The 13,687-nt window shown below is 68.5% G+C and carries 15 protein-coding genes; 13 read left to right on the forward strand and 2 right to left on the reverse strand.

Annotated features, from left to right (window positions below; translation table 11 throughout):
- The first annotated feature begins 152 nt into the window (after positions 1–152).
- The 8 genes from DNA98_RS17760 (at position 153) to DNA98_RS07245 (ending at position 5,266) form a co-directional block, all read left to right on the forward strand.
- On the forward strand, positions 153–299 hold the full coding sequence (locus DNA98_RS17760; RefSeq protein ID WP_158531617.1) for a hypothetical protein: 147 nt from the start codon (positions 153–155) through the stop codon (positions 297–299).
- Positions 293–613 (forward strand): hypothetical protein, encoded by a 321-nt coding sequence (locus DNA98_RS07215; protein ID WP_233493140.1) that lies wholly within the window; start codon positions 293–295, stop codon positions 611–613. Before DNA98_RS17760 ends, DNA98_RS07215 begins: the two co-directional genes overlap by 7 nt.
- Positions 610–864 (forward strand): hypothetical protein, encoded by a 255-nt coding sequence (locus DNA98_RS07220; protein ID WP_233493141.1) that lies wholly within the window; start codon positions 610–612, stop codon positions 862–864. The genes DNA98_RS07215 and DNA98_RS07220 overlap by 4 nt, the downstream gene beginning before the upstream one ends.
- 23 nt (positions 865–887) lie before the next feature.
- Positions 888–2,408, forward strand: coding sequence for a hypothetical protein (locus DNA98_RS17650; protein ID WP_146237983.1), 1,521 nt, complete (start codon positions 888–890; stop codon positions 2,406–2,408).
- Positions 2,409–2,445: 37 nt separating this feature from the next.
- A complete protein-coding gene (locus DNA98_RS07230) occupies positions 2,446–3,267 on the forward strand; it encodes a hypothetical protein (protein WP_110528432.1) in 822 nt (273 codons plus the stop codon).
- Entirely contained in the window at positions 3,268–3,855 is a 588-nt protein-coding gene (locus DNA98_RS07235; protein WP_233493142.1) for a hypothetical protein, read from the forward strand.
- A 103-nt stretch (positions 3,856–3,958) separates the two neighbouring features.
- Positions 3,959–4,627, forward strand: a complete 669-nt coding sequence (locus tag DNA98_RS07240; RefSeq protein ID WP_110528434.1) for a hypothetical protein — start codon at positions 3,959–3,961, stop codon at positions 4,625–4,627.
- Positions 4,628–4,639: 12 nt separating this feature from the next.
- Positions 4,640–5,266: a hypothetical protein gene (locus tag DNA98_RS07245; RefSeq protein ID WP_110528438.1), complete on the forward strand. Its 627-nt coding sequence runs from the start codon at positions 4,640–4,642 to the stop codon at positions 5,264–5,266.
- 64 nt (positions 5,267–5,330) lie between these two features.
- Here the strand turns inward: DNA98_RS07245 and DNA98_RS07250 are convergent, their stop codons facing one another.
- Both DNA98_RS07250 and DNA98_RS07255 read right to left on the reverse strand, forming a co-directional pair.
- A complete protein-coding gene (locus tag DNA98_RS07250) occupies positions 5,331–5,909 on the reverse strand; it encodes a replication-relaxation family protein (protein WP_110528441.1) in 579 nt (192 codons plus the stop codon).
- A complete protein-coding gene (locus DNA98_RS07255; RefSeq protein ID WP_110528444.1) occupies positions 5,881–7,680 on the reverse strand; it encodes a hypothetical protein in 1,800 nt (599 codons plus the stop codon). The genes DNA98_RS07250 and DNA98_RS07255 overlap by 29 nt, the downstream gene beginning before the upstream one ends.
- Before the next feature lie 58 nt (positions 7,681–7,738).
- On the opposite strand from DNA98_RS07255, the gene DNA98_RS07260 reads away from it, so the two are divergent.
- From DNA98_RS07260 to DNA98_RS07280, 5 genes are read left to right on the forward strand one after another with little or no spacing between them, the layout of a single operon-like run.
- Positions 7,739–8,080, forward strand: coding sequence for a TrbC/VirB2 family protein (locus DNA98_RS07260; RefSeq protein ID WP_110528446.1), 342 nt, complete (start codon positions 7,739–7,741; stop codon positions 8,078–8,080).
- On the forward strand, positions 8,080–8,388 hold the full coding sequence (locus DNA98_RS07265; protein ID WP_110528449.1) for a hypothetical protein: 309 nt from the start codon (positions 8,080–8,082) through the stop codon (positions 8,386–8,388). Before DNA98_RS07260 ends, DNA98_RS07265 begins: the two co-directional genes overlap by 1 nt.
- Entirely contained in the window at positions 8,375–10,915 is a 2,541-nt protein-coding gene (locus DNA98_RS07270) for a TraC family protein (protein ID WP_110528452.1), read from the forward strand. Before DNA98_RS07265 ends, DNA98_RS07270 begins: the two co-directional genes overlap by 14 nt.
- Positions 10,912–12,279, forward strand: coding sequence for a hypothetical protein (locus DNA98_RS07275; RefSeq protein WP_110528455.1), 1,368 nt, complete (start codon positions 10,912–10,914; stop codon positions 12,277–12,279). Before DNA98_RS07270 ends, DNA98_RS07275 begins: the two co-directional genes overlap by 4 nt.
- A gap of 9 nt (positions 12,280–12,288) precedes the next feature.
- A complete protein-coding gene (locus DNA98_RS07280; RefSeq protein WP_233493143.1) occupies positions 12,289–13,680 on the forward strand; it encodes a hypothetical protein in 1,392 nt (463 codons plus the stop codon).
- Positions 13,681–13,687: the final 7 nt, after the last annotated feature.

A 13,687-nucleotide genomic window follows, 5' to 3' on the forward strand; every position in this document is an offset into this window, starting at 1 on the left:
TTTCTCCCTACGGGCAGGAACAACGTCCTGGACAGCAAAAAGCCTCGAAAAAGCCCGGGGCGTCGGGAGATGACCTCAGAGGGATAAAATGCGCTCCAGGACGGCAAAAGATCGGTGGTGTAGGGAATGTAGGGAGTTCTGAAAGGGGTTATATGGGTCCTTGGGGGGCGCTGCTGGAGAAGATCCCGCAGGTGGCGGAGAAGGTGCGGCGGATGGGCTGCCGCCGGTTGCGGCTGGTGGTGGACGGAGAGGTGGTGTACTGGGGGTTGCTGGTGCCGGTGGTGGTGCGGAGATGCTGATCCGACCCAGAGCCAAGATCGTGGCCCTCTCCCTCAGGATGCCTCCCGGCGAGATCGTGATCCGGGCCTGGCACGATGGGGAGCTGGCCCTCTCGAGGCCGGTGGAGGCAGGCGGCGAGGTGTGGCGGGAGGTGCGGGTGCGGGAGCGGTGGGGATGGCGCACCCTCTACGATCTGGTGGCCGAGAGCGCCTTTGAGGAGGCCCTGTTGCGGGGACGGGCGCAGTTCGAGAGAGTACAGGAGGATTCCAGGGTATGCTACACCTGGCGGCTGGGAAAGCCGCGTGGCGTGAGCGATAGGGAGGTGGACGGTTGATCCTGAAGCTGAACGGGATGGTGGTTGAGCGGGAGGTCTTCGTCTCGCACCGGGGCCTGGGGGTGTGGTTCGTGCGACAGCCGAACATCCACGCCTTCGAGGCGGTGCATCGGGACAAGGACGGAAGGGAGGAGGTCATCGGGCGCTACGGCAGCTTCGACGAGGCTTTCTGGGCGGCCACCGAAGCAGCGGACGAGGCCCACGCCCATTTTGTGTATGAGGAGGAGGAAGAGGACGAGCTGCCCTTTTGAAGTTCTGAAATAAACGTAGCAACATGCAGAACATCGAGACCATCGCCGTTCGGTATGGCCATCAGGTGGAGGGGCTGCTGGAGCGGCTGGGCGCACGGGGCCCGGCCAGGGGAGCGGGCGACCTCCTGGACCAGGTGAAGCACCTCCTCGACGAACCCGGCCTGCGCCGGGTGCGCCGGTTTCTGAGGCTACGCAACAAGGTGATCCACAACAAGCCCCCCGAGATGCCCATGCCCTCGAAGGAGCAGGTGGAGCAGGCGGGGCAGGAGGCGGTGGCGGCGCTCAAGGAGGTGCTGGCAAGACATCAGGCCCAGGCGAGCCCACCGCCCAGAAAGGCTGCGCCAGTGAAGGGCCATCGGCCCCCGGCTAGCGCCGGTACTCAGGAGCCCCCCGGCCCGGTCTACCGCATCCGGGAGCGGACGGGGGCCTATGTCATCTGGGTCGGCCCGGCAGGGGTGTGGGTGGTGGCCGAGGGGCGGGAGGCCAGGGAGCAGGCCCGGCTGGACGCGGAGGTGCGGCTGGTCACCCGCTTCCCCCGGATGGCGGTGAAGGCCCTCCGGCGGGATGACCGGCTCGAGGCTCGAGTCCGCTGGGGCCGCCCACGGCTCTCCCCGGAGGAGGTCCGCGAGGCGGTGCGGCTGCTGACCCACACGGAGCCTGCCGCTCGGGTGGCGCAACCTTCCGGTAGCCCCCAAGGGTCAGAACACCGGATGCGCACGGTGAAGCTCAAAGACATCCCCGCCGCCTTCTACGTGGGGCCGGTGGGGGTGCTGGTGGTGGCGGATCATCCCCACATCGCCGAGATCGAGGCCAGGCGGGTCTGGGAGGACTCCCAGGGCGCTCTCTCGGTGGTCCCGGCGGTGCTCGTACCCACCCTGAAGGAGCCTCAGGGACGGGTGGACGGGGTGCTGGCCTTGCGCGACGAGGGGGCCATCCGGGAGTTCCTGCGCGGCAGGCGGGCGCTGGACGACGACGAGGTGGACCGAGTGGCGGGGTGGTTGGGCAACCGCACCGCCCCGGTGCCCCCTATCCGCCCCAAGGGGGGGCGCTACCGGCTGAAGGGGGAGGAGGTGGCGGAGGGACGCACCAAGGCCCCGCCCGCCTTCGTGGTGGAGCTGGTGCCGCCGGGTCCTCCGCCCAAACCCAACCCCGCCCTGACCGCTTTGCGGGCGGTGGGCTGGCGGGTGGTGTTCCTGCCGGAGCTGGTTGTGCTCGTGTTGGTGGCCCTGTACCGGCCGGGGGCGGAGAGCGCCGGGCCGCTCTTCCTGGTGGGGCTGGTGCTGCTGCGCTTCTTCGCCCTGTACGGCGACCCCCAGGGTTGGAAGCGCTGGACGCTGCTGGGGGTAGGAGCGCTGGAGCTTTTCTTCGTCTGGGTTGCCTTGGATGGCCCGAGAGGAAAGTTCGACCCGGGCAAGCTGCTCTCGAGGTGGGAGTGGATGATCTTCCTGGTACCGGGCCTGGTCTCCGTCCTCCGGGGAGTCTGGCCCTCCTGGCCGCGCTGGGCGGCCCTCGAGGCGCAGCGCTCCCGCGGCCGAGTGCGCTAGCATTTTCGGCAACGCCGTGTTGCCATATAATGCCCCTATGAAGGCAATAAGATATTACAAGAAGCTGTTCGCCATGTTCATGCTGCTGGCACCGCTGGCCCTGGGGCAGTCGGTCCTGAAGACCTACTACGCCGAGGACCTCACCCGGGTGCCGGGGATCATCGAGGTCTCCCCGGGGTTCACCACCGTGATGGACTTCTGGGACACGGTGAGCACCCTGGCCTCGGCCAAGGGCGAGCTCTTGCGGGTGGAGAGCGCCGGGCCGCGCATCCTGGTGTCGGCCACCCAGAAGGCCGGACAGACCGACCTGGTGGTGGAGGTGGCCGGGCGCACCCTGCTCTTCACGCTCAAGATCGGGCCGGGGACCGGGCCACGGCGCTACGTGATCGAGCTTTCCCGGGCGCGGGGAAGCGTAAGCGCACCGGCCAGCACTTATATCCCACCGGCGAATCCGGCTCCAGTCCCTGCACCCGCACAAGGGGCGTCTCAGGCGCCTGCTGCGCCCCTTGCGCCTGAGACGGTGCGCTTCACCACCACCGCCCAGGTGCCCTCGGATAGCAAGGGCACGGTGACGGTCTTTTTCACCCTGGAGAACCGGGGGAACCGCACGCTGGCGGCGGACCCCGGCAGGCTGGTGATCACCCAGGGGGGCAACCGGGTCGCGTACTCCCTGAAGAGGGAACCGCTGCGCACCCTGATCAACCCCGGTGAGGCCCAGTCGGGCCTCATCACGCTGGAGAACGTCAAGCCCGGAGAAATCAGCCTCGAGTGGAGCCTGGTGGAGATCGGGACCGGACGGGCGCTGAGCCTGAAGCGCTCGGTGATGGCGGGGACGCGGATCGAGCTCGAGGGCAAGTAGATGAAACGGGCCAACGGGGAGACCCGCCTGGCCGAGAAGCACCGGCGGCTGATCCACAGCCTGCACCACCGGGGGCCGGTGCTGCTGGAAGGCTTGCTCGAGCAGATGCCCCGGGCCACCTTCTACGACCTGGTGCGACGAAAGTACCTGGTGGCCGTGCCCACGGTGATCGGCAAGGCGGTGGTGGTGGGCCCCCGGGGACGGGTGGAGGTGCTGGGGCTGACCCGCTTCTACCGGCCCCGGGCCACGGCGGTGGCCGACGCGGTGCTGCTGCGGAGGGCGATCCGCGTCGCGGAGCGGGAGAGGTGGCGCTTCCAGGGGAGAAATCCCCGGGGACGAATCGCTTTCCTGAGCCGGGACGGGGAGCGGATGATCCTGGTGGCCAGCCTCAGGGCGTACACCACCCACAGCCTGAAGAACACCCTGCGGCGCATGGGCTGGTACAGCCGGAAGCAGCAGGGAGAGGCCGAGCGGGTGCGGGTCTACCACCCCTATCCCAGGCGGTTTGACCACATGGTGAAGGAGGGGGGGCTGGAGGTGCGGGACATGAAGGAAATCTTGCCCCCGGAGGCCGGGCTTGAGGGTTGAGAAGGGGGCAAGAAGGAGCAAAAAAGAACCCTCGGAACGCCGGACGGCCAGAGCTCGGTTTTCAATGTCCACGAGCGGCTAGCTCGATATAATGATAACAGAGATGCAAACAGGACTGAAAGAGCTTTTTGACCGCGCCCTCGCCGAAGGGGTACAGGCGATGGGTGAGCGGTACGGCTTCGGCGAGGCGGACGGAGCCATCGTCAGGCCCACCCTGGAGGCCGCCCTGGAAGCGCTGCCTCCTCCGCACCGCCGCTTCGTGCAGGAGTACCTGGACTACTACCGACGGCGCTTTGTGGTGATGGGAAAGGAGGGGGCGGAGGCGGTGCTGCTGGTGTGGAGTCTGGAGGAGCCGCTGGTGAGGGCGCTGGCCCTGAACCAGGTGCCCGACCTGGAGCGGCTACCGTGGGGGGGAAGGCGGCCTTTGCGGGAGGACTTCAGGGATGCGCCCCTACTCACGCCGCGGGAGGCCCTGCGGCAGATCGCCCATATCCTGAGAGCGGAGGGTTTCACCCCACGGGAGGAGCCGGTGCTGCTGCGCCCGGAAAGCGAGGAGCTGGTGGCCGAGGTAGCAGCCCGGCTAAGGATGGTGCTCCAGGGACGAAGCCTCGAGGAGACCGCCCGGCGGCTGGTGGAGCGTAACCTGGCCTGCTGGGAGGAGGAAGGCGAATCCCCTCAGGCGGTGGCGGTGGTGGACGTGGGCGGCCCCATCCCGGTGCTGCTGGCCTTTGACGACCCCCGGCCCCTGGTGTGGGAGGGGGCAGCGGCATAAAGGAGGAATACAGTGCGGGTAGAGGTGTTTCCCGGTGTCTTGAACAGCGATCAGATCGAGGGATGGCTGGCTCGAGGCCTCGCGGCGGAGCTCGACCGGGCCACCGTGAGCGACCTCACCCCCAGGCCGGTGCGCCTTCCCATCTACGAGGGCGGGACGGCCCGGGGTTTTCTGGAAGGGCGGCTGGTGGGCCGCGAAGAAGGAGCCCTGGTCATCGAGGGGACCTTTGAGGACACGCCGGTGCGGGTGGCGGCGGGCTGGAACGAGGTGGCGCGGGCTTTTGACCTCGAGGACACCCCGCTCTACCTGTGGCGGTCCCGGCAGCTCCCCGAGGAGGGGTGGCAGGCCTGGCGGGCCGATCTGGAGCGGCTGGGCCTGGAGGAAAAGGCCGGGCTGCTCAAGGATGGCCCGCTCTGCCGGGCCGAGCCTACCCCGCAGAACGCCTGGGCTTTCTGGCTGGCGGCCTGGCGCTTCGGAGGCCGGGTGGCCCTCGACCTGGGGATGCGGCGGAGGGGCCTCGAGCGGGCCTTCGCTGCGCTCAAGGAGCGCCTGCCGGAGCTGCCCGAAAACCTGCTCGAGCGCAGCCGGGAAGCCGAGGGTTGGGGGAAGGCTGAGGTCAGGCGGGTTTTCCGCGCGTAGAACAGGAAAGGGGGGTTCTTGCCCCCCTTTTCTCCATCCATATTGATTTACGGGGGCAAGAAAGCTACCACCACGGCGCGGCCATCACGTGCCCCGGCTCGAGGCCAAGGCCCGCCAGCTTCCCCCGCAGGCTTGCGGCCTTGCGCGGGGTGGGAGCCCCCCAGCGCTGCCCCACGAAGCGCAGGGCGAAGGCCTCGACCTTGCGGGCGAGCTGGGCCACGGAGTAGCTGCCCGCGTCGTACTCGACGGCGATAGGCCCCTCCGGGGCGTACCAGTAGGCGTCGGGTTGCTCGCGGTAGTGGATGCGGTGGGTGTCGGTGCGCCAGGAGGAGGGCGGCACCCCCAGGATATGCCGCATCTCGCCCACCCCGGCCAGGTGGCGCAGCAGGGGCGGCCCCAGCCGGGCGACCCAGAGGTAGGGGGTGAAAAAGCGCACCTCGAGGAGCCGGTTGGCGTGGTGGGAGGGGTTCAAGACCGCCCGCACCACGTGCAACCCCATGGCGTGGGCTTCCCTTTCCGAGGGCGTCACTCCGTAGTGGCGCATCAGTTGGCCCTCGCTGAGGGCCAGGTCGCAGCCCAGGGCCAGGCGGATGCACTCGAGGGCCTCCTGACGCTCACCTCCCCGCAGGACTTTGGCTTGCATCCGGTACAACAAGGATCACCACCTCCGTTCCTTTGTCGGCCTGGGCCACCCGCACCACCGCCTTCTTGTCCTGCTGGAGGGCGAAGAGGTTAGCCAGGCTACCGGCCATGAAGAGCTCCAGCGGCGGGGTTTGCGAGGACTGGGCCACGCCCCCGCCCGGCAGCACGGTCACGCTCTTGGCCTGGGAGGCGGCGGTGACGTAATCGCTCACCCCGCGCAGGCTTCCCCGGATGAGGTCGGCGGCGATGGAGGGGGCTTCCTCCCGCACCTTAGCCGCCACCCCCAGCGTGCCCTCGGCGTCGAGCAGGGTGGCCGAGGTCGCGTACTCTCGGCCATCCTTGATGACCCGGGTGAGCTTCCCCTTGAGGCGGCGGGTCTCGTCCAGGGTGACCTCCCCCACCCAGGTCGAGCCGTCCTCGGCGTCTACGGCCACCGCGCCGGGCGTCCCCTCGGCGATGAGCACCCCCACCCCCAGGCGGCCCCTGAGCCGGGTGCCCAGGGAGTAGGGGGAGGCCGGTAGGGAGGCGGCGGTGGAGGTGGTCTGTGAGGTCGGGGTGGTCGGTGGAGCAGAGAAGGTAGGTGGTGCAGCGGGGAGGCTCGGCGGCGGGGTGGGGGCGGCAGCGGCAGGAGGCTGGTTCGGGCCTCCCAGCAGGTAGAAGCTCCCCCCCTGGCCGCCCTGACCGCTCACCTGCTGCACCGCGAAGGTGGATTGGGTCTCCTTCTTGAGGGTGAGGCTGCTGCTACCCGCAGCCGCTGAGGAAGGGGCCGAGGCCGACTGCCCCTGGAGGGTGGCCGCCACGTCGTCGGCCACACTGCCGGTTACAGGCCGGGAGGAGGAGCTCGGAGCAGCCGCCGTTGCAGGGCGTGCAAGGGTGAGGGGCTGAGCGGCCCCCTGACCCCCTCCGGCGGTGTAGAGGGTGAGGGGCTGAGCGGGAGCAGGTTGGGCGGTCTGACCGCCCTGGCCGGTGGAGCTGGGTTGTACGGGCTGGGCCCCCAAGGTAGCCCCTGCGGGGCTGACCGCGGTGTAGAGGGTGAGGGGCTGGGGCGGCGGCGCAGCGGCTCCGGTAGTCCCGGAAGCCGGATACCCCGAAGGGGGCGGCGGCACCTCGGAATAGCCGCTAGGAGGCGGGGGAAGGTTCTGGTTGCTGGCAGCAGAGGCGCTTGTTTCGCCGCGAAGCGGGGAGGCGCTTGTTTCGCCGCCAAGCGGGGAGGACGGCGAAGGGGCCGCGCTACCCGGGCTGGTGGAGGCCGGGGTCTCTCCCGACGGGGCACCCGTAGCGGCACCGCTCTGGGAAGGAGAATCCGCCGGGGCGGGCGCAGCCGTGCTTTCGCGGGGCGAAACATCCCCCGGAGCGGTAGCCTGGGGCGCTTTAGCGGTAGCCACCGGCACCGGCAGGCCGCCCCGGGCCGGGCCGGTCTCGCGGGTGGAGAGGGTGAACCACAGGGTGGTCGCCGCGATCAGCCCCACAAAGCCCACCGCGATCTGCTTGGGGCGCGAGGGCACCCATTCCCCGGTGAGCTCGTCGTAGCGGTCGAGCAGGCGGTGCTTGAGGGTGAGCAGGGCGCTGCGCCGCTCCACCGCCCGGGCGGTCTCCGCCTCCGGGGTGGGGAGGTCGTCGAAGACCACCCCGGACTCGAGCAAATCGGCCAGTTCGGGATTCTCCTTGCGCAACCGCAGGAGAAGTTCGTCAAACGCAGGGTCGGTGGGTGGGGGCACCGGGGACTTGAGGGCGGCCTCCACCTGCTTCTTGACTTCTGGATCAAGGCGCATATGGTAATATCATATTACCCGTAAAAGGGTAATAAAAAGTCGCAATGGAGGAACGGCGATGCACAAAATCGGACTCGTAGCGAAGAGGCTGGCGGCCCTGCCGGAGGCGCGCGGCCTGCTGATGGGGCTCGTGCTGGTGGGGCTGGGCAACGTAGCCCACGCCCAGGCGGAACAGGCCTTCAACAACCTGACCACCGCCATCTGCAACATTTACAACGCCATGAAAGGCGGCTTCGGGCTGGCCCTGGTGATCATCATGTTCGCCATCGGCGCGATCAGCCTGATGATCGGTGGGAAGAAGGCGGTCCCGATCATGATCGGCGCGGCGATAGGCGGGGTGATCCTGGCCGCGGCCCCCGCGTTCGCCAAGATTTTCATCTCCAGCACCTCCAACTGCTGATGCGCCGCCGGGTGTACCGCCTCTACCAGCCCATCACGATTGTGGGCCTCGAGCTGTGGCAGCTTCCGGTCATCGGGCTGGGCTTCGTGATCGGCCTCCGGCTCATGGAGGGGGTACACCCGGCCGCCGGGCTCCTGACGGGGGCGGTGACCGGCTATCTGGCGCTGATGCTGGCGGAGAAGCTGCGGGAGCGCTACCCCGGGGCCTCCCTGCTACAGGAAGCGCTGTGGCTCACCCAGAGCGACCGCTACACGCCGGGGAAGGATCAGGAGACCACGCCACTTTCGATTCGTCATGACCGCGAGTAATACCAGCCTGCTCAACCGGCCTCGGGAGCGCACGCTCACCGAGGAGTTTCCTTACTGGGAGATCCACGAGGGGGTGATGTTCCTCGAAGACGGGCGGTGCGAGGTGGGGGTGGAACTGGTGCTCAGGCCCACCCTGCTCCTGATGCAGAGCGAGCTCGAGGGCCTGCTCTACATGGTGCGCAGCGTCCTCAGGAACGGGGTGCCCCAGGGGACGCGGGCCCGGCTCTTGGTGGAGGCGGCTCCGGCCCCCGAAGGTTCGGTCACGGCCTATAAGGAGGCCTTCGAGCCCACCCACCCCACCGCCCGGGCCATCGGCGAGGAGCGCCACCGGCACTGGCACGACCTGTGGGCCAGAGGGCAGGTGATGGAGCGGCGGGCCTTCCTTACCGTCAGCTACGGCCACAAGCGACCCCGGCGGCTCCCCTTCGGGGGGGCCGAGTTGGCCCAGCGGGTCAAGGAGGGGGCCAAAATCCGCGAGCGCATCCGCATGATCGCCAAGGGCCGGGGGGTGGAGGTGCGGGAGATGGACTCCCAGGAGGTCTTCGGCCTGGCCTACCGCTACCTCAACCCCGGCCTCCGGCAGGGCGGGGTGCCCCGCTACCGCCCCACCTGGCAGCGCTACCCGCGCAAAGCGGTGGAGAAGATGCCGGGCCTCAGGCCCCCCACCCTGCGCACCCAGCTCCTGCGCAGCGAGGTGGACAACTCCTTCCGCGAGGCCCTCTACGTGGGGGGGCGCTGGCTCGGCATGTTCACCCTCTACACCATCCCCGACGAGACCTACACCGAGATGGGGGACGTGCTGGCCCTGGCCGGAGGGGGGGAGTTCTACCTGGTGGTGGACTTCTACCACGAGCCCTACGAGAAGGCCCTCAAGGCGCTCAAGGCGCGGGCGCGGCGCTTCTACGCGGCCAGCGCCAACACCGAGACCTACGTGGACCCCAACATCCTGGTGGGGCAGCGGGAGACCGAGGGGGCCATCCAGCACATCTCCCAGTCTGGTGACCACGTCTACCGGGTGGGGGTGGCCCTGATCCTGATCGAGAAGGAGCGGGAGGCCCTGGAGCGCCGCTCGAACCAGGTGGTGGGGCGGCTTTCGGAAATCCCCGGCAACCCCTTCCGGCAGCTCAGGAACGGGCTCTTCGAGCCCTGGAAGAGCCGGGCCCCCTTCGGCGGGGGGATGAGCGACGAGGTGGTGAGCCTGCTGGAGTCCAACGCCGCCGACCTGGTGCCCCTCACGGGGGCCTGGAAGGGGCACGAGAAGCCGGTGGTCATGTTCCACAACCGCTTCCTCTCCCTCACCCGCTTCGACCCCTTCACGCCCTCCACCGCCAACTGGAACGGGATCATCGCGGGCGGCTCTGGCTCGGGCAAGACCTTCTTCACCCAGTACGTGCTCTCGGATTTGCTCCGACGCGACGAGGTGGACGTGGTGATCCTCGACCGGGGGAAGAACTACGAGGCGCTGGTGGAGGCCTTCGGCGGGGTGTTCATCGACATCCGCCCGGGCGGGGAGACGGCGGTGAACATGTTCGACCTGGAGGAGGGGGAGGCCGAGCCGGGCCCCGAGAAGCTTCAGGACGTGCTGCGCTTCTTGCGGGCCATCCTGCCGCCGGGGGAGGACCGCACCGAGGAGGCCGTCGAGAACGCCATCCTCGAGGCGGCCATCGAGCAGACCTACAAGCGCGCGAGCCCCGACCTGCCCCAGCCGGACGGGAGCTACAGGAAGGTCTACCAGGGAGCCAGGCTCTCCGACCTGGTGCAGACGCTGGTGCTGCTGGACGAGGTGGGCAGCCGCCCGGCCTCCTCCTCGGAGAAGGAAGTGGCGCGGAAGCTGGCCCTCAGGCTTCAGTCCTGGGTGGGCGACAGCCCCAAAGGGCAGTTCCTCGACCGGCCCACCAACGTGCCCCTCTCCGAGGCGCGGGTGGTGTGCTACGAGCTCGAGGGGCTCAAGGACGACCTGGAGATCATCGGCACCCTGCTGATCGCCGACCTGGTCTGGAAGCGGGCCAAGCGGCAGAAGGACGGCAGGGGGCGGCGGGTGCTGGTGGTGCTGGACGAGGCCTGGAAGGTCTTCCAGAGCCCCTACGCCAGCCGCCTCATCGAGGAGCTGTACCGGCGCTTCCGCTTCCTGGGCGGGGGCATCTGGAGCATCACCCAGAGCCTGGCCGACTTCGCCGGGGAGGGCCCCCGGGCCTTGCTGGCCAACACCAGCTTCCACTTCCTGCTCCGGCTCTCCCGGGGCGAAGCCGAGCTACAGGTGATGCGCGAGGTGCTGGGGATGCCCGACCGGGCCATCGCGGTGCACGAGCGGCTGACCGGGGTCAAGGGGGTCTACTCCGAGGCCCTGGCCTGGATTCGCACCGGCGAGGGCAAGGAGGGCGAGGTGATCGTGGTGCGGCCCAGCCCGGTGGACTACTGGCTGTTCACCTCCACCAAGGAGGAGGTGGCCCGCAGGCGGGAAATGGTGCGCAAGTACGGCGACGTGATGCGGGCGGTGCGGGCGCTGGCCTACGGAGAAGAAACATGAGAAAGCTCTTTTTCCTGCTTTTGCTCCTTCCGGGGATAGCCCTGGCCCAGGACTACTTCATCGACCTGTCCCCTACCCCGGTTTCGCTGGCCCCGGGGAAGAGCGCCAAGGCCACGCTGGCGGTGCTGCCGGATGGGTTTACCGGAACGCTCCCCATCGCCGTCACCGGGCTGCCCCAGGGGGTGACCTACAGCCCCACCAGCATCACCGTCTCGGACCCCAAGAAGAACGCCACGGTGGATATGGTCTTCACGGCGGCGGCCAACGCCCCGACCAGCTCGAGCGCCGCCAAGATCACCGTGGGGCAGAAGACCTACTTCTTCAGCGTGGTGGTGGACCCGGCGGCGGAGCCCCCCTCCCAGAACCCGGCCGGCCTCGAGGCCATCTGGAACCAGGTGCAGCAGTGGGGAAGCACGGCCTGCGCCACCATCAACGCCTTCAGCCTGGAGAGCGTGCGCTGGGTGTGCACCCTCTACCGCACCCTGAACCGGGCGGTGGGGATGTGGGACGAGGTGAAGCAGGACTTTGACATGCTCAAAAAGGAAGGCTTCATCACCGGGGTGAGCTACCTGGTCAACGGGCTGGGGGCGGAGCTGGGGCTGGCCCAGGCCAACGCGGGGGTGGATCAGCTCGAGCGGGACTTCCTCGCCCTCAGGCGCAACTACCGCCAGATGGTGGCCAAGATTTCCACCTGGCTGGCCCGGGTGCGAGAGAAGCAGGTCGAGGCCATCCAGAACAACCCCTACCCCAACGGCAGCCCCTCGTGGTGGGCGGTGGAGGCCATCAAGCTCAACCCCAACCTGTTGCTGAGCGAGCTCGATACCTTGCGCGCGCAGGAGAGATTGGCCAAGCTACGGACCAAGGTCGAGGCCAACGCAGCGGCGGCGGAGAAGCAGGTCGAGAACGCCACCAACCAGACCCAGGACGACCTCTCCAAGGCCCTCCAGGTCACCAACCCCCTGCCCTCACAGGAGGGCGAGGCCGAGCAGGTGGTGCGGCGGGCCAAGGAGGCCAACTCCACCCGCGAGGTGCTGGAGGTGCTGGTGGACGCGCAGGCCAAGATCATGCGGCAGAACCTGACCAACACCCAGGACGTGGTGGCGGCGGTGCGGCAGACTGCCGCCCAGCAGGCCTACACCACCCAGCAGCTCACCAACCTGATCGAGATCGAGCTCCAGCGGCGGGCCGACGAGGTCAACGCCTGGAAGGCCGAGGTGGAGCGAACCATGGCCGAGGTCAGCGAGGAGGCCGCGGACCAGACCGCCAACCTCAGGATGCTGGCCACCCTCTCCCGCACGGTGGCCTGCCCGGACGGGGTGCTGGGGCCGGGGCAGGACGGGACGGTCACCTGCATCCGCCCGTAGGAGGCCACGGTGCGTAGGTTTGTTCCCATCTTCCTGATGATCCTGGTGGGGCTGGCCGGGGTGGCCCTGGCCGACGATCCTCAGGTGCCGCCGCCCAGCGGCACCGCGCAGCAGCAGAGCCTGGTCCAGAGCTTCTTTGACCTCTCGCGCTGGCTCCAGAGCATCAGCCGCGACCTGGGCCGCCTGGAGAGCGGGATTTCGGGGCTGGCCCTGGCCCTGGTGATGCTGGGGTTCGTCTACGGCATAGTCCAGGGAATCCTGGGCGGCGGCCTGGAGGCCATCAAGGGGGCCTTCACGCGGCTGGCGGTGGTGGGGCTGCTGCTGTCGCTGTTCAACAGCGGCTTCGTCGGCAATACCGTGAACGGGGCTATGGAGAAAGCGCGGGAGTGGGGCACCGACTCGATGACGGCCACCCTCTCCGACGCCGGGGATAGCCTCGACGCGCTGGCCATGCGGATCATCCCCTTCATGGGGGCGGTGGGGGCGGTCAAGGTCATGACCGCGAAGGTCGCTGAGAACGCGGCCAAGAGCGCGGTCACCCGGTCGGTCGCCTCCGGGACAGGCGCAGGGGCGGGCAAGGTGCTCCAGTACCTCAACTGGACCACGCTGCTCCTGATTCCGCTGATGCTGTTCTTCTTCATCCTCATCGTGGTGGCCTCGTTCACGGTGCAGGTGGGCCTGGCCCTGTTCCCACTGGCCGCAGCCCTGCTCATCTTCCCCAGGGGTTCAGCGGCGGACTGGTTTGGCAAGTGGGTGGCGGCGGTGATGGGGGCGCTGCTCATCGTGATCCTGCTGCCCATCGGCTTCAAGGCGGCGGTGGAAATCGGGATCAACCGTCCAGTGTACCTGGTCAACAGCCACGTGGACCAGGCGCTGGACAAGATGAAGGCGGTCAAGGAGAAGAGCGAGGAGGCCTTGGAGGTGGCTAAAAGTGACGAAAACTGCGGCCTCAATCCGTTGTGCGCCCTGGGGGCTAAATTCGACGCGGCGAAGACCGAACTGACCCTAGCGCTACAGGCGTTGCAGACGGTGGTCACGGCCTGGCTGCTGGGGGTTCTCCTGTTGCTGTGCGGCATGGCGGCGGCGGGCTACATCATGTTCAACGTCGAGCGGGTGGCCATGAGTTTCATCGGCGGCTTCGTGGCTACCGGCGTGCGCCAGATGATGGGCACGGCCTCCCTGGGCGGGCGGGTGTACAGCGGGGGCGCGGCGGCGCAGGGTGGAACCGCAAGCCCCGCAAACCCGTCTGTTGTCCAGGTCAACCCGCGCCCGGTGAGCTACGATATACAGCCCTACTACGGGTACAGCCAGGGCGAGGTGATCGAGGGCGAGTGGAGGCCGGTGCGGGAGTTGCCCAACCCCGCGCCGCGCGGCCTGCCCGAATCGTCCAGCGATAGCTAAGGCTGCT

The sequence above is a fragment of the Meiothermus sp. Pnk-1 genome (assembly GCF_003226535.1).
Lineage (GTDB): Bacteria > Deinococcota > Deinococci > Deinococcales > Thermaceae > Allomeiothermus.